The sequence below is a fragment of the Allobosea sp. CRIB-10 genome, from assembly GCF_900112185.1.
Lineage (GTDB): Bacteria > Pseudomonadota > Alphaproteobacteria > Rhizobiales > Beijerinckiaceae > Allobosea.
Map to the genome: position 1 here is coordinate 173,729 of NZ_FOKP01000009.1, position 21,979 is coordinate 195,707.

Here is a 21,979-nt window from a genome sequence, read left to right on the forward strand (position 1 = left end):
GTCCCGGGCGACCGAAGGGAGACCCGGGATGACGTCGAGGAAAATGTGAGAGACACCAACATGGATGGGCACGCCCTCACGGGCCTTGCGCCGGTCGCCCCGGCGACTGGGCTGACCCGCCTCGCCGACAGGCTCGACCGCGCCGTCGGCACGGTCGTCGAGCTCGCCGCGGCCGTGCTCGTCCTCGCCGAGATCGTCATCCTTGGTGCGGGCGTCACCACCCGCTACGTCTTCCACGCACCTCTGGTCTGGTCGGACGAGCTGGCCTCGATCCTCTTCCTCTGGCTCTCCATGCTCGGCGCGGTCGTGGCGCTGCGCCGCGGCGAGCACATGCGCATGACCGGGCTCGTCAGCCGCGTCGGCCCTCAGGCGCGCGCTTTACTCGAAGCGCTCGCCATCACCGCGGCGCTCGCCTTCCTGGTGATGATCCTGCCGCATGCGCTGGAGTACGCCGAGGACGAGCGCTTCATCGTCACGCCCGCGCTGGAGATCGCCAATTCCTGGCGCGCGGCGGCGCTGCCGATCGGCATCGTGCTGATGCTGTTCGCCGCCTTCTGCCGGCTGCTGCGCTTCGGCTCCTGGAAGACCGTCGCGCTCGCGACCGGGATCACCGTGGCGCTGATCGCCCTGTTCTATGTCGCCGGGCCGGCGCTGAAGCCGCTCGGCAAGCTCAACCTGGTGATCTTCTTCGTCGGCATCGTCGCGGCCAATGTCTTCGCCGGCGTGCCGATCGCCTTCTCCTTCGCGCTCGCCACCTTCGGCTATCTCTCGCTGACGACCTCGACGCCGATGGTGGTCATGGTCGGCCGGCTCGACGAGGGCATGAGCCATCTCATCCTGCTCGCCGTGCCGCTGTTCATCTTCCTCGGCGCGCTGATCGAGATGACCGGCATGGCCCGCGCCATGATCCAGTTCCTGGCCTCGCTGCTCGGCCATGTCCGCGGTGGCCTGTCCTATGTGCTGGTCGGCGCGATGTATCTGGTCTCCGGCATTTCCGGCTCGAAGATCGCCGACATGGCGGCGATCGCGCCGGTGCTCTTCCCGGAGATGCAGAAGCGCGGCGCCAAGCCCGGCGATCTCGTCGCGCTGCTCTCGGCGACGGGCGCCCAGACCGAGACGATCCCGCCTTCGATCGTGCTGATCACCATCGGCTCGGTCACCGGCGTCTCGATCGCGGCGCTGTTCACCGGCGGCATGCTGCCGGCCGTCGTGCTCGGCATCGCGCTCTGCTTCGTCGTCTGGTGGCGCAACCGGGGCGAGGACCTCAGCCACGTCACCAAATATTCGAAGCGCGAGATCGGCAGGCTCTGCCTGATCGCCGCGCCCGCCATCGCGCTGCCCTTCGTCATCCGCGCCGCTGTCGTCGAGGGTGTCGCCACCGCGACCGAGGTCTCGACCATCGGCATCGCCTATGCGGTGCTGGCCGGCATCCTGATCTATCGCCAGTTCGACTGGCGCCGGCTCGAGCGGATGCTGGTCGACACCGCCTCGCTCACCGGCGCGATCATCTTCATCATCGGCTGCGCCACCGCCATGGCTTGGGGGCTGACGCAGTCGGGCTTCTCGCAGGACCTCGCCAAGGTCATGGCGGCGGTGCCCGGCGGCACCTGGGGCTTCCTCGCCATCTCGATCGTCGCCTTCGTCATCCTCGGCAGCGTGCTCGAAGGCATCCCGGCGATCGTGCTGTTCGGGCCGCTGCTCTTCCCGATCGCCAAGCAGATCGGCGTGCACGAGGTGCACTACGCCATGGTCGTGATCTTCGCGATGGGCATCGGCCTGTTCGCCCCGCCCTTCGGCGTCGGCTATTACGGCGCCTGCGCGATCTCGAAGATCAATCCCGACGAGGGGCTGAAATACATCTGGGCCTACATGCTGGCTCTGCTGGTCGGCCTCGTCGTCGTCGCCGCCGTGCCGTGGATCTCCATCGGTTTCCTCTAGACATCCTCGCAGGAAAGCACCCATGAGCCGTCATTTTGGCCAGATCCGTCAGGCCGGCTATGTCGTCCCCGATATCGAGGCGGCGATGGATTACTGGAGCCGGGTGCTCGGTGTCGGGCCGTTCTTCTACAATCCAAAGGTCCCGATCAGGAACTACCGCTACAAGGGTGAGGCCTACGAGCCGCACAATTCGGTGGCGCTCGCCAATTCCGGCCCGCTGCAGATCGAGCTGATCCAGTGCCGCAACGCGGTTCCGTCCATGTACAAGGACTTCACCGATGCCGGGCATTCCGGCCTGCAGCATGTCGCCTACTGGACCTCGGACTATGACGCGGACCTCGAGCGCCTGCTGGCCGAGGGCTTCAAGCCGGTGATGTCCGGCGAGGTCGGCGAGCGCGGTCGCTTCATCTATTTCGACACGCATTACCATCCCGGCACGGTGATCGAGCTCTCCGAGGTCGCCGGCCCCAAGGGCGAGATGTTCCGGCTGATCCGCGAGGCGGCGGAAACTTGGGACGGCGAGGACCCGGTGCGGCCATTCCCCGACCTCAGCAAGCTCTGACGCTTTCGCCTAGGCTCTGCGGTCGTCCCGGGCGACCGCAGGGAGACCCGGGACCCATGCCTGCGCCTCACCGATAGATGCTCAGGCATGGGTCCCGGATCGGCGCCGCCAAAGGCGGCTTGTCCGGGACGACCGCCATGGTGAGTATCGCGACATGTCCGCTGCCGACCGTTTCACGGCCACCTATCTGATTGAGACGCCGCTCGATCCGCGCAAGGTCGCGGAAATCATGGCCGGCGAGCAGTCGAGCGGCACCTTCACCCGCGTCGCCGGCGAGACCGACGAACTCCGCGACCGCACGCGCGCCGCCGTCATCGCGGTCGAGGAGCTGGAGAGTGCCATCGAGCCGAGCCTGCCCAATGCCTGGCTGGCGCGGAAGGGCGTCGAGGGTCCATGGAGGCGCGCCCGCATCACGCTCTCCTTCCCTGTCGACAATGTCGGTGCCAATCTGCCGACCCTGGCCTCGATCGTCGCAGGCAACCTGTTCGATCTCGGCGAGGTGACGGGCCTGCGCCTGGAGAGCATGGCGCTGCCGGCCGCCTATCGTCGCCTCTTCCCGTTGCCGACGCGTGGCATTGCCGGCACCCGCCGGGCGACTGGCGTGATGCGTGGGCCGTTGATCGGCTCGATCATCAAGCCCAATGTCGGCCTGCGCCCTTATGAGACCGCCGAGCTGGTCGGCCGGCTCTGTGCCGCCGGGCTCGATTTCATTAAGGATGACGAGATCTCGGCCGATCCCATGCACGCGCCGCTGGCCCAGCGCGTGCCTGCGGTGATGGCGGCGGTGCGCCGCCATCAGGACCGCACCGGCAAGGCGGTGATGGTCGCCTTCAACATCTCCGCGGAGACCGACCAGATGCGCCGCCATGCCGAGTTGGTCGAGCGCGAGGGCGGTTCCTGCGTCATGGTCAGCCTGAACTGGTGCGGCTTCTCGGCGGTCGAGACTTTGCGCCGCTCGACCGGCCTTGCCCTGCACGGCCACCGCAACGGATTCGGCGCGCTCTCGCGCCATCCACTGCTCGGCATCGGATTCCAGGCCTACCAGACCCTGTGGCGGCTCGCCGGCGTCGACCACATGCATGTCCACGGATTGCAGGGCAAGTTCGCGCAGGAAGACGAGGAGGTGGTGACCTCGGCCAGGGATTGCGTGACGCCGCTGACGGATGGCATCGACGACCGCGTCCTGCCGGCCTTCTCCTCCGGGCAATGGGCGGGCACGGCGCAGCCGACTTGGGATGCGATCGGCCATGACGACCTGCTGTTCATGGCCGGCGGCGGCATCCTCGCCCATCCCGGCGGACCGGCGGCCGGTGTGACCAGCATCCGCCAGGCCTGGGAGGCGGTCGCGGCCGGCGTGCCGCTTAGCGATGCAGCGAAGAGACATAGCGAGCTCGCACAGGCGCTCGCCTTCTTCGGCAAGGGCGCCGGCTGAGCATGGCTGGCGAGGCTCCCCGCTACGGCTGGTATGGCGACGACTTCACCGGCGCCACCGACACGCTCGCGACATTGGCGGAGGCTGGACAGCGCGCTCTGCTCTTCCTGCGCATTCCCACACAGGCGCAGCTGACCAGCGCCGGCCCGCTCGATGCGGTCGGCATCGCCGGCGCGACGCGGGCGATGGCGCCGGATGCCATGGCGCAGGAGCTGGACCAGGCCGGGCGCTTCTTCGCCGCGCTTGGTGTCTCACTGCTGCACTACAAATGCTGCTCGACCTTCGACAGCGCTCCCGAGGTCGGCAGCCTCGGCGCGGCGGCGCGCGCCTTGCGGCCGCATTTCCCGAACCCACTGCTCCCAATCATCGGCGGCCAGCCCAATCTCGGGCGCTACTGCCTGTTCGGCACTCTCTTCGCCGCAGCGGGAGCGGGCGGCGCGGTCCACCGCATCGACCGCCATCCGACCATGAGCGTCCACCCGGTGACGCCAATGGGCGAGGCCGATCTGCGCCGGCATCTCCAGGCGCAACGAATGGAGCGCGTCGCGCTCATCGACTATCGCAGCCATGGAGGCAGCGGGAGCGGAGAGGCGCTCGGCGCTGCGCTGGCCGGAGAGCCTGAGGCCGTGCTCTTCGACGTCTCGTGCCCGTCCGATCTCGCCGCGATCGGCGCCTTGCTGCGCGAGCAGATGAGCGCCGGTCCAATGCTCGCGATCGGCGCGAGCTCGGTGGCGCAGGCCTTCGCCGGCTTCCCGCGGGCCGCGCAGCCCGCGATGCCCAAGCTCGCGCGCAGCGCGTCTCGCGGCAATCTGCTCGCTCTGGTCGGCAGCCTGTCGCCGGTGACCCGCGCGCAGGTCGAGCTCGCCGAGGGCTATGACGGTATCGCGATAAACCCGGCGCGGTTGACCGGCGAGCCGGCTTACCTCGAAGCATTACGCGCCGAGACGCTCGCTTGCCTGGCGAAGCGCAATGTCATGCTGATCACCGACAAGCCCACTGGTGCGCCAGCCGAGACCGGCAAGGTCGCGGCCGCGACCGGGGCGCTGCTGCGCGCGATCATGACCGAGGCAGAGGTCGCGCGGCTGGTTGTCGCCGGCGGCGACACCTCGACGCTGGCGATCCGCTCGCTCGACCTCTGGGGCCTGTCCTATCGCTCGCCCTGCACGCCTGGCGCACCGCTCTGCCGCGCTCATAGCGACGATCCGAGGCTCGACGGCCTCGATATCGTGCTCAAGGGCGGCCAGATGGGCACGCCCGATTTCTTCAATCGCGTCGCGGAGACAGGCTGAGCCAGCCTGGCCTCAGGGGCAGACGTAGCCGCCCTGGTTGTCGGGCACGCAGCGCGAGCCGTTCGGCAGGTTGAGCGCGCCGGAGCGATCGCGCCGGACATAGGCGCCGTTGGGCAGGGAAAAACCGCCGCTCTGGTCGGTCTGGACGCGCGTTCCGTCCGGCAATTGCAGGCCACCGGCGCCGTCGCTGACGATTCGCTTGGTCATCACGGTGCCGCCGGGCGCGGGGCTGGGCGCCAGGCCGGGAGGCGGAGCGCCGAAGCGCTGAGGCTGCGAACAGCCCGCCACGGCACCAGCGAGACCAATGGCTCCCACGATGAAAAACGCGCGTCTCATCCCAATCCACCTCCTCAATATCACTTCATCAAATCCGCAGTCTCCAGCAAGGCCGGGCCACGGTCCAGCTCGTCGCCGCGCGGGGGCGCTGCGGCAGGATCGACCAGCGATTGTGCCGCTTTCATGACGAGGGGCTCGAACGCCAACGCATGACCGGAAGGATTGCCTAGCCCCATGCACATCCGCGAAAGTCCCATCCGGGACGGAAACGCCGGAGAACGAACACGCATGGCCGACTGGACAAAGGGGCGCAGCGAGGCGCAGGCGATCGCCGAACCCTGGACACGGCAGGGTGGGCCGGGCGGCGCCATCGTACTGTTCGACCGCGACGGCGTTCGCGAGAGCGCGAGCGGCGGCTTCGCCGTGATCGAGCACAGGGTGCCCTTTACCGCCGACACGCAGAACCGGCTGGCTTCGATCAGCAAGCATGTCTGTGCAGCCCTGCTGCTGCGCGAGGGCGTGCCGCTGGCGGAGACGCTCGGCAGTTTCATCCCCGAGCTGCCGGAAGCGCTGGGCGCGGTGCCGCTCGGCCGGGCGCTCGACATGACCGGGGCGCTGCCCGACATGATGGAGGCGCTCTGGCAGCAAGGCACGCCCTACACCGCGAGCCTCAGCGCTGCAGAGATCTTCGCCGCCGCCTGCCGCCTGCCCGGTCTCAATGCCGAGCCCGGCAGCGAGATGGCCTATTCCAACACCGGCTGGCGCCTGGCTCAGGTGATCCTCGAACGCCGGACTGGAAAGGGCGCGACGCAGCTGGTCGAGGAGCTGATGGCGCCGGCTTCGCTGCCGATCCGCTTCGTCTCCGACGAGAGCGAGGTCGTCCCGGGCCTTGCCACCGGTTACTGGCATGACGGGCAAGACTGGCGGCGCGGCTTCTATGGCTTCAACTTCTCGGCTTCAGGCGGCATGGCCGGCAGCGCCGCCGGATTGGCGCGCTGGGCCGCGGGCCTGATGGCCGGGCGCGGCTCTCAGGCCGGACTGCTCGACCGGCTCGCCGCACCACGCCAGTTCGCCGATGGCAGTCAGAGCGGCTACCGGCTCGGCCTGGTGGCCAGTCAGCTCGGCGGCGTCAAGGTCATCGGACACGGCGGTTCGCTGACCGGCTATCGCAATCACATGCTGATGGCGCCGGAGCAGGGCGTCGGCGTCGTCGTGCTGACCAATCGCGAGGAGGATGCGCTCTGGCCGGCACTGCGCGTGTTGGCGGCGCTGACTGGCGAGCCCCTGCCGGGCGATTCGGAGAGCATGCTGACCGGACTCTACGCGGCCGAAGACGGGCCGTTCTGGGCCGAGTTCGCCGGCGGCGCGATCAGCTTCATGGGCGGCTACGAGAAGCTCGTCTCGGATAATGAAGGCGGGATGCGCAGCGTGCCGGCTTATCTCGATGTCAGGCTGAAAGAAGAAACCGACGGCGCGCTGACAGGCAGGATTGGTGGCGTATCACGCCGGCTTCTGCCCGTGCCGGCCGAGACCGCGCTCGATGAACGCCTCGTCGGGCGCTGGCGCGACACTCAGCTCGACGTCGAGATCACGATCCACGCCGATGGCACGGCATCCTGGCCCTGGGCCGGGACGATCGGCCGCGAAACCCGGCTGACGCCGCTGCCCGGCGGACGGGCGCTCGCCGATCTCGCTCACGGCCCGTGGCGGCACCGGCCTTGCCTCTGGCTGCAGCCGGATGGAAGCTTGCGCCTCGCCGGCCATCGTTCGCGCATCCTGCATTTCCACCGCATCGAGGGAGGCCAATCATGACCCGTTCCCGTCTCGCCGCCGCGCTGTTCGGCACGACCGCGTTGCTGCTCGCGGCCGGCGCACAGGCTCAGCCCGCGCCGAAGAATGTGCTGCGCGTCGCGCCGCATGCCGATCTCAAGACGCTCGATCCGGTCGCCGCCTCGATCGTCATCACCCGCATGCACGGGCTGATGATCTACGAGACGCTGTTCGCCTGGGACGCCAATCTTCAGCCCAGGCCGCAAATGGTCGAGAGCTTCTCGACCGCGGACGACAAGCTGTCCTGGACCTTCACGCTCCGCCCGGGCCTCAAATTCCATGACGGCCAGCCGGTGACGACGCGCGACGTCATCGCCTCGCTGACGCGCTGGATGAAGCGCGACACGATTGGCGGCAAGCTCGGCGAGTACACCGAGGGCATGGAGGCGAAGGACGATAGGACCTTCGTGCTCAAGCTGAAGAAGCCGATGGCGTTGGTGCCCTTTGCGCTCGGCTCGGCCGTCGGCCAGATCCCGGTGATCATGCGCGAGGCCGATGCCGCGACCGACCCGATGAAGCCGGTGATCGAGGCGATCGGCTCCGGCCCGTTCAAGTTCAACCGCGCCGAATGGCGCAGCGGCGCAAAAGTCGTCTACGACAGGAATCCCGACTATGTGCCGCGCGCTGAGCCTGCGGATGGGCTCGCCGGCGGGCGGATCGTCAAGGTCGACCGGGTCGAGTGGCTGATCATGCCCGACGCGGCGACGGCGGCTGCAGCCCTGCAGACCGGCGAGATCGATATCTGGGAGCAGCCGAGCCAGGACCTGATCCCGGTGGTCGCAGCGGCCAAGGACGTCAAGGTCGAGCGCTATTCCAACCTCGCCAACCAGGTGATGCTGCGGCCGAACAGCCTGCATCCGCCCTTCGACAATCCCAAGGCGCGGCTCGCCTTGGCCTATGCCACCGATCAGGCCGAGTTTTTGGCCGGCGGCTTCGGCGACGAGGAATGGTGGAAGCGCTGCGCCGCCTATTTCATCTGCGGCGGGCCGAACGGCACGCAGGCCGGCACGGAAGCTTATGCCAAGCCCGATCTGGAGAAGGCGAAGCAGCTTCTGGCGGAAGCCGGCTACAAGGGCGAGAAGCTCGTCCTGACCACCAGCAACGACATCGCCGCGATCGGCCGGATGGCCGAGGTCGCTGCCGCCCAGCTCAAGAAAGTCGGCGTCGCCGTCGATGTCCAGTTCTCGGACTGGGGCACTGTCACGACGCGCCAGCAGAACAAGAGCCTGCCGGACCAGGGCGGCTGGAACCTGTTCGTCACCTATGCCTCGGGCGCGACCATGCAGTCGCCGATGACCAATATCGGCACCAACATGGCCTGCGAGAAGGCCTGGGCCGGCTGGCCCTGCGACGCCGAGGCGGAGAAGCTGCGCGGCGCCGTGGTCGATGCGCCCGACGACGCCGCGCGCAAGGCGGCGGTCGAAGCCCTGCACAAGCGGCTCGCCGAGATGCAGCCCTATCGCGTGCTCGGCCAGTTCGACCAGCCCTATGCCAGGCGGGCCAGCGTCTCGGGCGTGCTGGCGGCGCCGGTCATGCTGTTCTGGAACATCGAGAAGAAGTGAGGCTGCCGCCACGTTAACCGGTTTCTGACCGATTGCGCGCGAGACTCGGGAGAACGATTCGCCTTCCTAGTCTCGTGAGACGCGTAATGGGTCAGGTCCTGATGGGTCAGGTTTTGCAGTTCCGTTTGAAGCCGCCGGCCGCCGAGCATGACGGCGATGCGCTCGATCTCATGTCGGCGATCGACTTCGCCCTGCGCGACCTCGCCGACATCACCCCGCATATCCTGCACGAGCCCAGCCGCGAGCAGGCCCGGCAATGCCGGCAGATGCTGCAGGACGCGTTCGACGCGGCGCTGCGGGTCGGCTGAGGCGCACCTTCGCCTGACAATTAGTCCTTTCGCCATTTCGCGGGAAGCATCGATGCAGCCAGCCTGGGCGATCGGCCTGATGACCGGAACGGTCCTCGACGGCAATATCGACATCGCCGCCATCCGCACGGACGGCATGACGGTCGCCGAATTCGGCCCCTGGCGGCTCGCGCCCTATCGCCAGGAGGTGCGCGATTTGCTGGCGCAGGCCGTGCAGGCGGCGTTGACGTGGCGCTTCGAAGGGCCGGAACCGGCGATCTTCGCTGAGGCAGAGCGCGCCCTGACGCTGGCGCAAGGCGAAGCCGTCGCCGAATTCCTCGCTGCCGAAGGCATCGCCGCGAGCAAGGTCGCGGCGATCGGCTTCCACGGCCAGACCGTGCTGCATCGCGCCCCGACCCAGGAGCGCAAGGGCGATACCCGCCAGCTCGGCGACGGCGCCCTGATGGCCGGGCAACTCGGCATCGATGTCGTCTATGATTTCCGCACGGCCGATGTCCGCGCCGGCGGCCAGGGGGCACCGCTCGTCGCAAGCTATCACGCAGCGTTGATGCGCAGCCTCGGTGCCGGGCAGGAGACGGCGGTGCTCAATCTCGGCGGCGTCGGCAATCTCAGCGCCTTCGCCGACGCCGAACGCGTGCTCGCCTTCGACACCGGCCCGGGCAATGCGCCCCTCAACGACTGGATCAAGCAGCACGGCAAGGGCGAGATGGACCGCGACGGCGCCTTCTCGCTTGCCGGCATCGTCGACGAAGCCCGGCTCGCGCGCTTGCTCGAACACCCCTATCTCTTCGCGCCCTACCCGAAATCGCTCGATCGTTACGATTTCACGGCAGCCATGGCCGAGGGGCAGTCCTTCGAGGACGGGGCGGCGACGCTGACCGCCTTCACCGCCGGCGCGGTCGGGCGCGGGCTCGACCTTTTGCCGGTCAGGCCGCAACGACTGATCGTCTGCGGCGGCGGGCGGCGCAACCCGGCGATCATGGCGGCGCTCAATGCGCGGACAGGCGCTGAGGCGGTTCCGGCCGAGGCGGTCGGCTGGCGCGGCGATGCGATCGAGGCGGAGTGCTTCGCCTTCCTCGCCATGCGCCGCAAGGCCGGCCTGCCGATCAGCTTTCCGCTGACGACCGGCGTTGCCGAGCCGATGACGGGCGGACGGATCGCGCCGGCACGCTGACGAAAGGCGCCTGCGCCCGTTCCGCCTGCGACCTCGCGCCGCCCTCACCCGCTTGTCATTGGCTTTTTACGGCGGAAGCGGGCATCTGATCGGCATGATCGCGACGAGCCTTCCGCGCCGGACCACAAGCCGGCTGTTGCAGCGCGCCTCATTGGCGCTGGCCCTGCTTGCGCCCGTGCCGCTGCTCGCCGCCGAATCCACACCCGTGACCTCGGCACGCGTCACCGCGACCTTGCTGTCGAGCCGCGACGCCGTCGCGCCGGGCGAGCGCTTCCAGGTCGCCCTCACCCAGAAGCTGGCGCCGGGCTGGCACAGCTATTGGCAGAACCCTGGCGATTCCGGCGAGGCGACGCGGATCGAATGGACGCTGCCGCAGGGCGTCAACGCCGGGGCGATCCAATGGCCGGCGCCGAAGGCGATCCGGGTCGAGCCTCTCGTCAATTTCGGCTTCGAGGACAATGTCGTGCTGCCGGTCGAGATCTCGGTCCCGGCCGATGCCAAGGCAGGAGAGACTTTGACGCTCTCGGCCAAGGCGACCTGGCTGGTCTGCGAAAAGATCTGCATTCCCGAGGAAGGCGCATTCACGCTCGATTTGCCGATCGCGGCCGCCGGCACTGTCGATACCGCTGCGGAGGCCCGCATCGATGAAGCCCGCGCCGCTTTGCCGAAGCCCGCGGGCTTCACCGCCAAGCTGACGGCGAAGGGCGAGGACAAGCTTGCGCTCGCCTTGCCCGGCCTGCCGGCCGGCGCGAGCGACATCCGCTTCTTCCCGGTCCTGGACACGCTGATCGAGCATGCGGCCGAGCAGCCGGTCGAGAACGGCGCGCTCACGCTGACCCGCTCGACCGCCTTCAAGGTAGGCACACCGACGACCGAGGGTGTCCTCACCTTCGAGGAGGGCGGCGCCAGGCGTTCCCTTGCGCTCAGCGCCGAGGTCGAGCCTGTGCTGCTCCAAGCGGTCGCCGCTCCGGCGCCGGCGCCGGCCAGGGTGACGCTGCCGCCGCCTCCGGCCGAGGATCTGACGCTGCTTCTGGCGCTGGTCTTCGCCTTTGCTGGCGGCCTGATCCTCAACCTGATGCCCTGCGTGCTGCCGGTGCTGTTCATCAAGGCGCTCGGCTTCGCCCAGGTCGCGCAGTCGAGCCGCGGCGAGGTCCGCCGGCAGGGCCTGCTCTTCCTTGCCGGCGTGCTCGCGACCTTCTTCGTCCTGGCGTCGCTGGTTATCGCGCTCGGCGCCGGCTGGGGCTTCCAATTGCAGTCGCCGCCGCTCGTCATCCTGCTCGCGGTGCTGATGACGCTGATCGGCTTCAACCTGATCGGCGCCTTCGAGATCGGCGGCCGCCTGCAGGGCGTCGGCGACGGGCTCGCCAGCTGCAGCGGGCCGGTCGGTGCCTTCATGACCGGCGCGCTCGCCGTCATCGTCGCGACGCCCTGTACTGCCCCGTTCATGGGTGCGGCGATGGGCTACGCGCTGACGCAGCCGCCGGCCGCGGCGCTGTCGATCTTCATGGCGCTGGCGCTTGGCTTCGCCGCGCCCGTCGTCGCGCTCTCCTTCGCGCCCGGCCTGCTGCGCCTGCTGCCCAAGCCGGGCCGCTGGATGATCGTGCTGAAGCAGGCCTTCGCCTTCCCGATGTTCGCGACCGCGATCTGGCTCACCTGGGTCGCGACCATGCAGGCGGGGGCCGATGGCGCGCTCGCCGCGCTCGTCGCGATCCTCGTCGCCGGCTTCGCGCTCTGGCTGATCGGCGTGACGCGCGGCAGCGGCCGTGCCCTGCGCGCCGTCGCGGCTGCGGCCGCCATACTCCTCGTCGGCGCAGCCTCGGTCTTCGTGATCGAAAGCGCGACGCCCTCGGCTCAGCCAACCGCCCAGGCCGGGGCGGATGCGCCCGGCGTCTGGTCGCCGGCGCGGGTCGCCGAACTGCAGGCGCAGGGCAAGCCGGTCTTCGTCAATTTCACCGCCGCCTGGTGCATCACCTGCCTCGCCAATGACCGGGTGGCACTGTCGCGGCAGGAGGTGAAGGACGCCTTCGCCAAGCTCGGCGTCGCCTATCTCAAGGCCGACTGGACCAATCGTAATCCCGAGATCGCCACGACGCTGACCGAGTACGGCCGCGCCGGCGTACCGCTCTATCTGTTCTATCCTGGAACGAAGGGAGCGCAGGCGGAGGTTCTGCCGCAATTGCTGACGCCCGAAACCGTCGTCGATGCCGCTCAGCGTGCCGCCGGCAAAGAGGTGAAGACCGCATCAAGCCAGAAGTGACGCCAAGCCCCGACATTTCAACCTCAGAAGGGAGACTGAAGATGAAAGCCGTGAGCAGACAGACCTTCATCGCCGGCCTTGCCGCCACCGCGCTGGCGCTGGCCTCCGGCGCCGCCTTGGCCCAGGGCGCGGCCAAGCCCGGCGCCAAGGCGCCGGATTTCTCGGTCGTCGACGTCGACGGCAAGCTGCAGAAGCTCTCCGACTATGCCGGCAAGACGGTGATCCTCGAATGGACCAACCATGACTGCCCCTATGTTCGGAAGCACTACAACAGCGCGACCATGCAGACCCTGCAGAAGGACATGGCCAAGGACGGCATCGTCTGGCTCTCGGTGATCTCCTCGCCCGCCGGCGAGCAGGGCCATGTCGACGCGGCCAAGGCCAAGGAGCTGAGCAAGACGCGCGACGCCGCCCCGGCCTCGATCCTGCTCGACCCGAAGAGCCAGCTCGCCCGCGCCTATGGCGCGCAGACGACGCCGCACATGTACATCATCGATCCCAAGGGCACGCTCGCCTATGCCGGCGCGATCGACGACAAGCCCTCGTCGAGCGCCTCGAGCCTGACCGGCGCCAAGAGCTATGTCCGCCAGGCGGTCGCCGAGATCAAGGCCGGCAAGGCCGTCTCGGAGCCGGCGACCAAGGCCTATGGCTGCGTGGTCAAATACGCCCCGGTGAGCTGAGCACAGCCGCCGCCAGGTTCTGCGGACGGAGTGAAGCCTGATATGCTCGGGTCAGGCCCGGGCATGGCGGCGCATTCGTTCAGGCTTCGGCGCCGGCTTGCGGAAGAGATGCAGGACCGCGAGCGCGAGCCCGACCGCTGCGACCCAGTGGCCGGGGCGCAGCGCCGTCCAGTCCTGGTAGACGACGATATCGGCATTGGCCTGGAAGATCAGCCAGGCAGAGGCGCCGGTGGCGAAGGCGTACCAGGCGGTTTCGGCCAACGCGGTGGCGAGGCCGGTCGCGAGCGCGGTCAATGCGAGCGAGGTGAAGCTCAGCGGAATCTTGAACCGATCCAGCCCGCGATAGGCCAGCAGCAGTGCGAACAGGCCGGTGAGCAGCACCGGCTGTGTGACGTCGATCTTCGACTGCAGCGCGAAATGGAACAGGCCGAGGCAAGCGATCGGGTAGACGAGATTGTGCAGGCGCTGCCAGCGGCCGGAGCCGAGCCGGCGGATCATGCCGTCGGTCGAGGTGGCGCCGAGCACGACGAGGCCGATCAGCGCGGTGATGCCGACGACGAGATAGAAGCGCTTGACGATCTCGGAGAGGATCAGCCCCCAGTCGAAGGCGAGGTCGATGCAATACAATGCGAGATGGCCGAGCGCGTAGGCCATGGCGGATAGGCCGAGCATGCGGCGGATGCCGATCAGCTTGTTCCAGTCGAGGATACGGCGCAGCGGCGTCACCGCGAGCGTGATGACGAGGATGCGCAGGGCCCAGGTGCCGGTGTCGTGCACGGCCTGCGTCCAGGGCTTCGAGCCGAGCTGGTGCGTCCAGGCCTGCAAGGCGAGGATCAGCGCCGGGACCAGCACGAGCGCAAAGCAGCCGGCGCGCAGGGCGGAGAAACGCCCCTGCCGGTCATTCCATGGCCAATAGCTGCCTGTTCCCACTGAAGCCATGAACTGTGCCTTGTTGCCGAGCCCCAACGCGAATACGCCAGAATCGATGTGAAGGTTACGCCCGCTCGCGCACAAGGACGTGAGCCGCACGATCCGATCGTCGCGAACTGGAATGGAGAAGCCCGTCGTGCCTGAGAATCGCAAGGTCGTGTTCGATGTCGGTAATGTCCTGCTGCGCTGGGACCCGTTCCATCTCTATCGCGACCTGATCCCGGACGATGCCAAGCGCGACTGGTTTCTCAAGAATGTCTGCACCGCCGCTTGGAACATCGAGCAGGATCGCGGCCGGCCCTGGTCTGAGGCGGTGGCGCTGCTGGTGGCGGAACATCCGGAATGGGAGGCCGAGATCCGCGCCTTCGACGAACGCTGGCATGAGACGGTGCCTTCGACGATCGAGGACAGCGTCGCGACCCTGGCAGAGCTGAAGGCGAAGGGCGAGAAGGTCTACGCCATCACCAATTTCTCGCACGAGAAATGGGCGGAATGCTTGATCCGCTTCCCCTTCCTGCAGAGCTTCGACGGCGTCATCGTCTCGGCGCATGAGCGGCTGCTCAAGCCCGATCCGGCGATCTATAACGTCCTGCTGCAGCGCTATGGGCTGAGCGCCGGCGAGTGCATCTTCGTCGACGACAGCGCCAAGAATATCGATGCCGCCCGCTCGGTCGGCATGCAGGCGGTGCATTTCGTCGAGCCGATCGATCTGCGCGCGGAACTGCGCGGTCTCGGCGCCAACCTCTGACATCCGGCCATATCCCGCGCGAGTTCAAGAGCTCGCCCGGGAGGCCAGATGTTCACCACATGCTACCAATAGCGCCGGCGATAATAGTAGCGCGGCCGGTAATAGCGGCGGCGGTAGTAATAGCGCGGCCTGTAGTAGCGGCGGCGCCAATAGCGCCTGCGCCAGCGCGGCCTGCGGCGATGATAATAGTACTGGGAATAGCCGGCGTCGGTCTTGTCGAGCGCCGCTGGGTCGACCTGAGGCGTATCGTCGGGCCGGCGCTCTACCGCCGGCTCCGGTTGCGGCGCGGCGAGCGCCGCCGTGCCGAGACTGCCGGCCGCAGCCAGGCCGCCGATCAGGCTCGCGAGGAAAGAACGTCTGTCCACGATGCCATCCTCCCTTCTGTTGAGGGCTCAGGATCAACATCGTGTCAGGCGGGATGGTTCCCTAAAAGGCGGGCGCGACGGCGGAGCCCCGTCGCTCAGTCGTCCATTTTCAGCGCGGCGATGAAGGCTTCCTGCGGGATCTCGACGCGGCCGAACTGCCGCATCTTCTTCTTGCCTTCCTTCTGCTTGTCCAGGAGCTTGCGCTTGCGCGAGGCGTCGCCGCCATAGCATTTGGCGGTCACGTCCTTGCGCAGCGCCCGGATCGTCTCGCGGGCGATGATCTTGCCCCCGATCGCCGCCTGCACCGGAATCTGGAACATGTGCGGCGGGATCAACTCCTTGAGCTTCTCGCACATGGCGCGGCCGCGGGCGTCGGCGCGCGAGCGGTGGACCAGCATGGAGAGCGCGTCGACCGGCTCGGCATTGACCAGGATCGACATGCGCACGAGGTCGCCCTCGCGATAATCGGTGATGTTGTAGTCGAAAGACGCATAGCCCTTCGAGATCGACTTCAGCCGGTCGTAGAAGTCGAACACCACCTCGTTCAGCGGCAGGTCGTAGACGACCTTGGCGCGCGAGCCGACATAGTTGAGGTCAATCTGCAGGCCGCGCCGGTCCTGGCAGAGCTTCAGCACCGAGCCGAGATACTCGTCCGGGGTGAAGATCGTGGCGCGGATCCAGGGCTCCTCGATGAACTCGATCTTCATCACGTCCGGCATGTCGGCCGGGTTGTGCAGTTCGAGCGTCGTGCCGTCGCGCAGCTTGAGACGGTAGACGACCGAGGGTGCGGTCGAGATCAGGTTGAGGTTGAACTCGCGCTCGAGCCGCTCCTGGATGATCTCCAGATGCAGCAGCCCGAGGAAGCCGCAGCGGAAGCCGAAGCCGAGCGCCGCGCTCGTCTCCATCTCATAGGAGAAGCTGGCATCGTTCAGCCGCAGACGCGACATGGCGCTGCGCAGCACCTCGAAATCGGCGGCGTCGACCGGGAAGATGCCGCAGAACACCACCGGCTGCACCGGCTTGAAGCCCGGCAGCGGTTCGGCGATCGGCTTGCGGTCGTCGGTGATGGTGTCGCCGACCGCGGTGTCGGCGACCTCCTTGATCGAGGCGGTGAAGAAGCCGACCTCGCCGGGGCCGAGTTCCTTCACTTCGAGCATCTTCGGCTTGAACACGCCGACGCGGTCGACGCCGTAGCTGGCGTTGGCGCGCATCATCCTGATCGTCATGCCCTTCTTCAGCACGCCGTCGATGATACGCACGAGCACGACGACACCGAGATAGGCATCGTACCAGGAATCGACCAGCAGGGCCTTGAGCGGGGCTTCGGCGTCGCCCTTCGGTGCCGGCAGCTTCTCGACGATGGCTTCGAGCACGCCCTCGATGTTGAGGCCGGTCTTGGCCGAGATCGGCACGGCCTCGGAGGCGTCGAGGCCGATCACGTCCTCGATCTGCTGCTTGATCCGCTCCGGCTCGGCGGCGGGCAGGTCGATCTTGTTGAGGACGGTGACGATCTCGTGATTGGCGTCGAGCGCCTGGTAGACGTTCGCCAAGGTCTGCGCCTCGACACCCTGCGAGGCGTCGACGACCAGCAGCGAACCCTCGCAAGCCGCCAGCGAGCGCGAGACTTCATAGGCGAAGTCGACGTGCCCGGGCGTGTCCATCAGGTTGAGGATGTAGGTCTTGCCGTCCTTGGCCTGATAGTCCAGCCGGACGGTCTGCGCCTTGATGGTGATGCCGCGTTCCTTCTCGATGTCCATCGAGTCGAGGATCTGCTCGCTCATGTCGCGCGCCGCCACCGTGCCGGTCTGCTGGATCAGCCGGTCGGCGAGGGTCGACTTGCCGTGGTCGATATGCGCCACGATCGAGAAATTGCGGATGTTGTCGAAACTGCGGGTGCTCATGCGCGCGCCATAGCAGTGCGCGCGGGTTGCGCCAAGGGTCGCGCCACCGGTTTGCGGCAGATCGACCGCTGTTTCACTCCGCCGCGAGCAGGCGCTCCTGCGCCCAGTTCAATGCCTTGTAGTCGAAGCCAGCCTCCAGGGTCGGCTTGACCACCGAGAAATAGGGCGAGATGTCGAAGTCGCGCGGCATGTAGAGCGAGTGATGCCGGATGTGCAGAATTTCCTCAAAATCCTGCTCGTCCATCGCGCTGGCATATTCCACCGTCGGCAGCACCGGATAGCGCGCCGCCTCGAAGGCCTGGGCGATCAGGGTCGAGCAGATCGCCCGCGTCGGATCGCCGGAGCCGAGCGCGATCATGCGCCGGCGGAACCCGGACGGCGCCCACGGAATCGGGATCAGCCAACGCGCGAGGTCGATGATGTTCTTGAGGTCGTATTGCGTGCCGAGCCGCTCCAGCACGTAATCGACGGCCGTCTGGCGTCCCTCGCGATCGAGCGCCTGCGGCCGGCAGATGCGGGTGCCGAAGGCGCCGTATTTCGACAAAGGCGAGAGCACGCAGCCGACATCCATCTCGACCTCGGCCAGGACCAAGGGCTCGCCCTCGGGGCTGAGCTTGCCGGTATCGCCGACATAGAGCGCGGCATGCGACCAGGTCGATTGTGTCAGGTATTTGATTGCCGCCGAGACCTTCATGCGGCCTTCGACCAGCAGCACGTCGCCTGGCCGGAGCGCGGATTGGAGCCTCGCCATGGCCTTGCGATCGATCTGATCGCTCTGCGGCTTGCTGCGCGTGATGAAGCGGACCACCGAGCGACCGATGAATTCCAGCCCCCTGTTCATCGACGCCTCCCTTGCGCCGGCGCCGTTTCCAGCGTCTTCCGGCCCTCAGTCAAAACGCGAGCCCGTGACTTTTTCGGAAATCACCTGCCGGATTTGCGCCGAGGAGACCGGGATTCGCCAAACGTCGTAAAATCCGGGTTGACGGCGGCCCGTAGCGATCTTGTTTTGGTCTGATCCATTATGCTGGAATTATTCTTGCATAATGGATTATTGCCGCTGATCGGCGGCGCGAAGGAGACGGATCATGACGGCGCTGGACAGCGTGACCATCGAGCAGCTCGACGGGGATGGGTCACGGGCAGCCGTGCCGGTCCTGGCAGACATCCTGCGCGATTCCGTGGCGAACGGCGCTTCGGTCGGCTTCATGGACTGGAGCACGCCAGGCGACTTCGAGAACTTCTGGCGTGGCATCGCGGCCGAGGTCGCCGCTGAGCGTATCCTGCTCTTTGTTGCACGCGATGAAAGCGGCATCGTCGGCACGGCGCAGCTCCACCCGATCGGCAAGCCGAACCAGCCGCACCGCGCCGAGATCGCCAAGGTGCTGGTGCATTCGCGCGCCCGCCGCCGCGGCATCGGCGAAGCGCTGATGCGGGCGGCAGAGGCCGCCGCGCTTGCGCTCGGGCGCGACCTGCTGGTGCTCGACACCGACGAGGCCGGTGCGGCGCGGCGCCTCTACAATCGCCTGGGCTGGACCGAGCTAGGCACCATTCCGCGTTATGCGCTGATGCCGGACGGGCGCGATTGCGGCTCGACCTTTTTCTACAAGGCGCTGCGCTGAGCGCGCCTCACTCGGCGTTGCGGAAATAGGGCTCGACCGTGCCCTTGAGTTTGACCGTCATCGGGTTGCCATGGCGATCCTTGGCATTGCCGGCGGTGAGGCGGACCCAGCCCTCGCTGATGCAGTATTCCTCGACATTGGTCTTCTCGACGCCCTTGAAGCGCACGCCGATATCCTTCGCCAGCAGCTCCTCATTGTAGAACGGGCTGTTGGGGTTGGAGGACAGGCGGTCGGGGAGGGTGTCGGTCATGGCGCTGCTCGTCTGCGGAAGTGATTTGCCGGACAGGTAGCAGGCCAGGACGCATTCGGCAAAAGTCGCCGCACGCCGTCATGCTCGCCCTTGTGGCGAGCATCCACGTCCTGACCACCACATGCGATCACGTAAGCGAGGACGTGGGTGGTCGGGACAAGCCCGACCATGACGGACAATGCGATGGCAGAAGCGCCTCAGCGCTCGGCGAAAGCCTTCTCGATGACGTAGTCGCCGGCCTCGCCGTGATTGCCTTCCTCGAGGCCGCGCTCCTCGAAGATCTGCTTGAGGTCGACCAGCATCTGCGGGCTGCCGCAGAGCATGAAGCGGTCGCCTTCGGGGTCGAACGGCCCGAGATTGGTGTCGCTGAAGAGCTGGCCGGAGGTCAGGAGGTCGGTGATGCGGCCGCGATTGCGGAACGGCTCGCGCGTCACGGTCGGGTAGTACACCAGCTGCTCGCGGATCATCTCGCCCAGAAACTCGTCGTTCGGCAGTTCCTTCTGGATACGCTCGCCATAGGCGAGTTCCGAGACCTGGCGGCAGCCATGCACGAGCACGACCTTCTCGTAGCGCTCATAGGTCTCGGGATCGCGGATCAGCGACAGGAAGGGGGCCAGGCCCGTGCCGGTGCCGAGCAGGAACAGGCGCTTGCCGTCCTTGAGGTTGTCGAGCACCAGCGTGCCCGTCGCCTTCTTGCCGATGATGATGGGATCGCCGACCTGCAGGTTCTGCAGGCGCGAGGTCAGCGGGCCGTCCGGCACCTTGATCGAGAAGAACTCGAGGTTCTCGTCGTAATTGGTGCTGGCGACGCTGTAGGCGCGCAGCAGCGGCTTCTCGCCGACCTTGAGCCCGATCATCGTGAACTGGCCGTTCTTGAAGCGGAAGGTCGTGTCGCGGGTCGTGGTGAAGCTGAAGAGCGTATCGGTCCAGTGATGGACGGAGAGGACGCGCTCCTCGTAGAAATTGCTCATCTCGTCGATCCTCAGATAGTCTAGCGATTTAGCAGATTATCGGATGCAGGCCACCCAATATCATATTGCCGGACGTTCGGAAAGCAGGTCGATCTTGTCCGGTATTCCCTTCCAGTCGTCGGCATCGGCCGGCGGCTCGCTCTTCTGCGTGATGTTCGGCCAGAGCGGCGCCAGGCGGGCATTCAAGGCCAGCCACTGCTCGGCACCGTCGGCGCTGTCGGCGACGATGGCCTGCGCCGGGCATTCCGGCTCGCAGACGCCGCAGTCGATGCATTCGTCCGGATGGATGACGAGCATGTTCTCGCCTTCATAGAAGCAGTCGACCGGACAGACCTCGACGCAATCCATGTACTTGCAACGGATGCAGGCGCTGGTGACGGCGTAAGGCATGCGCGATCCTTGCTGCTTGACAGCCGGGGCCGGACGGGGCAGAAATTCATTCGTATACAAACAATATCTCGCATCCTCCTGCGCTTGTCAATCAGGCTTGTGGCGATGAGGATGGCGGGGGATTTCGAACAACGACGACAGGGCGGATACGATGGCTGAACAGCAGGCGACGACGGTCAGCAGCACCCACAAGCTGGTGGTGAAGAATATCGGCCTGATGCTCTCCGGCGACATCGAGCGCCCGATCCTGGAGGCCGACACGCTCGTCGCCATCGGCGGCCGGATCGCCGCGGTCGGCCGTTTCAAGGACCTCGACACGGAAGGGGCCGACACGGTCATCGACGCCAATGGCACTGTGCTCTCGCCCGGGCTGATCGACAGCCATGTCCACCCGGTCGCCGGCGACTGGACGCCGCGCCAAAACCAGCTCGGCTGGATCGATTCGACCATGCATGGCGGCGTCACCACCATGATCTCGGCCGGCGAGGTCCACACCCCCGGCCGGCCGAAGGACATTGTCGGCCTGAAGGCGATGGCGATCTATGCCCAGCGCGCCTTCACGGCCTTCCGCCCCGGCGGCGTCAAGATCCATGCCGGCGCGCCGGTGATCGAGCCCGGCATGGTCGAGCAGGACTTCAAGGACCTGGCGGATGCCGGCGTGAAGCTGCTTGGCGAGGTCGGCCTCGGCGGCGTCAAGGACGGCGCCCGGGCGAAGGAAATGGTGGCCTGGGCGCGCAAATACGGCATCCAGTCGACCATCCATACCGGCGGCCCCTCGATCCCCGGCTCCGGGCTGATCGGCGCCGATGTCGTGCTCGAAGCCGATACCGACGTGGTCGGCCACATCAATGGCGGCCACACCGCCTTGCCGGACAAGGAGATCCGCTGCATCTGCGAGGGCTGCAAGCGCGGCCTGGAACTCGTCCATAACGGCAATGAGCGCGCCGCGCTCTACACGCTGCGCGTCGCCCGCGAGATGGGCGAATTGCAGCGGGTCATCCTCGGCACCGACGGGCCGGCGGGGTCCGGCGTGCAACCGCTCGGCATCGTCCGCATGGTCTCGATGCTGTCCTCGCTCGGCGATGTCCCGGCCGAGGTCGCGTTCTGCTTCGCCACCGGCAACACCGCCCGGATGCGCAGTCTCGATTGCGGGCTGATCGAGGTCGGCCGCACCGCCGATTTCGTCTTCATGGACAAGGCCCAACACTCGGCCGGCAGGAACTTCCTCGACTCGATCCAGCTTGGCGACCTGCCAGGCATCGGCATGATCGTGATCGACGGCATCGTCCGCAGCGGCATCAGCCGCAACACCCCGCCGGCGGAGAAGATCCCGTCTGTGGGGCATTGAGCGCGACCTGCGAAAGCCTCCGCGGGAAACCCCTCTCCTATAAGGAGAGGGGCAGGGGTGAGCGACTGTCTTGTTGGTCAAGCGGTTTGTTCGCGCCATGGTTGTCTGTCCCGGATGACGGCGTTGAGGATTGTGACGAGCTTTCGGGC

21 protein-coding genes are annotated in these 21,979 nt (G+C 67.1%); 13 read left to right on the forward strand and 8 right to left on the reverse strand.

Annotated features, from left to right (window positions below; genetic code table 11):
• Positions 1 to 60 precede the first annotated feature (60 nt).
• From BMZ69_RS14005 to BMZ69_RS14020, 4 genes are all read left to right on the forward strand, one after another.
• Positions 61 to 1,938 (forward strand): TRAP transporter large permease, encoded by a 1,878-nt coding sequence (locus tag BMZ69_RS14005; RefSeq protein WP_092157497.1) that lies wholly within the window; start codon positions 61 to 63, stop codon positions 1,936 to 1,938.
• 22 nt (positions 1,939 to 1,960) lie between these two features.
• A complete protein-coding gene (locus tag BMZ69_RS14010) occupies positions 1,961 to 2,500 on the forward strand; it encodes a VOC family protein (protein ID WP_092157499.1) in 540 nt (179 codons plus the stop codon).
• A 154-nt stretch (positions 2,501 to 2,654) separates the two neighbouring features.
• Entirely contained in the window at positions 2,655 to 3,932 is a 1,278-nt protein-coding gene (locus tag BMZ69_RS14015) for a ribulose-bisphosphate carboxylase large subunit family protein (protein WP_092157501.1), read from the forward strand.
• A 2-nt stretch (positions 3,933 to 3,934) separates the two neighbouring features.
• Complete coding sequence (locus tag BMZ69_RS14020; RefSeq protein WP_092157503.1) at positions 3,935 to 5,221, forward strand: four-carbon acid sugar kinase family protein; 1,287 nt, start codon at positions 3,935 to 3,937, stop codon at positions 5,219 to 5,221.
• A 12-nt stretch (positions 5,222 to 5,233) separates the two neighbouring features.
• On the opposite strand, the gene BMZ69_RS31145 is transcribed toward BMZ69_RS14020, so the two are convergent.
• Positions 5,234 to 5,428 (reverse strand): hypothetical protein, encoded by a 195-nt coding sequence (locus tag BMZ69_RS31145; protein WP_091834828.1) that lies wholly within the window; start codon positions 5,426 to 5,428, stop codon positions 5,234 to 5,236.
• Positions 5,429 to 5,785: 357 nt separating this feature from the next.
• On the opposite strand from BMZ69_RS31145, the gene BMZ69_RS14030 reads away from it, so the two are divergent.
• The 6 genes from BMZ69_RS14030 (at position 5,786) to BMZ69_RS14055 (ending at position 13,308) form a co-directional block, all read left to right on the forward strand.
• On the forward strand, positions 5,786 to 7,309 hold the full coding sequence (locus tag BMZ69_RS14030; protein ID WP_092157508.1) for a serine hydrolase domain-containing protein: 1,524 nt from the start codon (positions 5,786 to 5,788) through the stop codon (positions 7,307 to 7,309).
• A complete protein-coding gene (locus BMZ69_RS14035; protein WP_092157510.1) occupies positions 7,306 to 8,889 on the forward strand; it encodes an ABC transporter substrate-binding protein in 1,584 nt (527 codons plus the stop codon). Before BMZ69_RS14030 ends, BMZ69_RS14035 begins: the two co-directional genes overlap by 4 nt.
• 86 nt (positions 8,890 to 8,975) lie before the next feature.
• Positions 8,976 to 9,197, forward strand: coding sequence for a hypothetical protein (locus BMZ69_RS14040; protein ID WP_092157513.1), 222 nt, complete (start codon positions 8,976 to 8,978; stop codon positions 9,195 to 9,197).
• A gap of 52 nt (positions 9,198 to 9,249) precedes the next feature.
• Entirely contained in the window at positions 9,250 to 10,371 is a 1,122-nt protein-coding gene (locus tag BMZ69_RS14045) for an anhydro-N-acetylmuramic acid kinase (RefSeq protein WP_092157515.1), read from the forward strand.
• Between the two features lie 94 nt (positions 10,372 to 10,465).
• Positions 10,466 to 12,628, forward strand: coding sequence for a protein-disulfide reductase DsbD family protein (locus BMZ69_RS14050; RefSeq protein WP_092157517.1), 2,163 nt, complete (start codon positions 10,466 to 10,468; stop codon positions 12,626 to 12,628).
• 50 nt (positions 12,629 to 12,678) lie between these two features.
• On the forward strand, positions 12,679 to 13,308 hold the full coding sequence (locus BMZ69_RS14055) for a thioredoxin family protein (protein ID WP_244543363.1): 630 nt from the start codon (positions 12,679 to 12,681) through the stop codon (positions 13,306 to 13,308).
• A gap of 51 nt (positions 13,309 to 13,359) precedes the next feature.
• Here BMZ69_RS14055 and BMZ69_RS14060 read toward each other — a convergent pair whose 3' ends face one another.
• Entirely contained in the window at positions 13,360 to 14,247 is an 888-nt protein-coding gene (locus BMZ69_RS14060) for a protein-methionine-sulfoxide reductase heme-binding subunit MsrQ (protein WP_092157521.1), read from the reverse strand.
• 127 nt (positions 14,248 to 14,374) lie between these two features.
• Between BMZ69_RS14060 and BMZ69_RS14065 the strand changes: the two genes are divergently transcribed.
• Entirely contained in the window at positions 14,375 to 14,986 is a 612-nt protein-coding gene (locus BMZ69_RS14065) for an HAD family hydrolase (RefSeq protein ID WP_244543364.1), read from the forward strand.
• 62 nt (positions 14,987 to 15,048) lie between these two features.
• Here BMZ69_RS14065 and BMZ69_RS14070 read toward each other — a convergent pair whose 3' ends face one another.
• The 3 genes from BMZ69_RS14070 to BMZ69_RS14080 all read right to left on the reverse strand — a co-directional run bounded on the left by BMZ69_RS14070 (position 15,049) and on the right by BMZ69_RS14080 (position 18,093).
• Positions 15,049 to 15,351 (reverse strand): hypothetical protein, encoded by a 303-nt coding sequence (locus tag BMZ69_RS14070; protein ID WP_175506800.1) that lies wholly within the window; start codon positions 15,349 to 15,351, stop codon positions 15,049 to 15,051.
• A 95-nt stretch (positions 15,352 to 15,446) separates the two neighbouring features.
• Complete coding sequence (lepA, locus tag BMZ69_RS14075) at positions 15,447 to 17,252, reverse strand: translation elongation factor 4 (protein WP_092157525.1); 1,806 nt, start codon at positions 17,250 to 17,252, stop codon at positions 15,447 to 15,449.
• A gap of 73 nt (positions 17,253 to 17,325) precedes the next feature.
• The gene (locus tag BMZ69_RS14080) at positions 17,326 to 18,093 is read right to left on the reverse strand and encodes a YiiX/YebB-like N1pC/P60 family cysteine hydrolase (protein ID WP_092157527.1); all 768 of its coding nucleotides are present in this window, start codon (positions 18,091 to 18,093) and stop codon (positions 17,326 to 17,328) included.
• A gap of 244 nt (positions 18,094 to 18,337) precedes the next feature.
• Here BMZ69_RS14080 and BMZ69_RS14085 point away from each other — a divergent pair, with 244 nt between their 5' ends.
• The gene (locus tag BMZ69_RS14085; protein ID WP_092157529.1) at positions 18,338 to 18,871 is read left to right on the forward strand and encodes a GNAT family N-acetyltransferase; all 534 of its coding nucleotides are present in this window, start codon (positions 18,338 to 18,340) and stop codon (positions 18,869 to 18,871) included.
• Positions 18,872 to 18,878: 7 nt separating this feature from the next.
• Here the strand turns inward: BMZ69_RS14085 and BMZ69_RS14090 are convergent, their stop codons facing one another.
• The 3 genes from BMZ69_RS14090 to fdxA form a co-directional block, all read right to left on the reverse strand.
• Complete coding sequence (locus BMZ69_RS14090; protein WP_091836060.1) at positions 18,879 to 19,121, reverse strand: DUF3297 family protein; 243 nt, start codon at positions 19,119 to 19,121, stop codon at positions 18,879 to 18,881.
• A 197-nt stretch (positions 19,122 to 19,318) separates the two neighbouring features.
• Entirely contained in the window at positions 19,319 to 20,092 is a 774-nt protein-coding gene (locus tag BMZ69_RS14095) for a ferredoxin--NADP reductase (RefSeq protein ID WP_092157531.1), read from the reverse strand.
• Positions 20,093 to 20,152: 60 nt separating this feature from the next.
• Positions 20,153 to 20,482: a ferredoxin FdxA gene (gene fdxA / locus BMZ69_RS14100; protein ID WP_092157533.1), complete on the reverse strand. Its 330-nt coding sequence runs from the start codon at positions 20,480 to 20,482 to the stop codon at positions 20,153 to 20,155.
• Positions 20,483 to 20,633: 151 nt separating this feature from the next.
• Here fdxA and BMZ69_RS14105 point away from each other — a divergent pair, with 151 nt between their 5' ends.
• Entirely contained in the window at positions 20,634 to 21,830 is a 1,197-nt protein-coding gene (locus tag BMZ69_RS14105) for an amidohydrolase family protein (protein ID WP_092157535.1), read from the forward strand.
• Positions 21,831 to 21,979 lie beyond the last annotated feature (149 nt).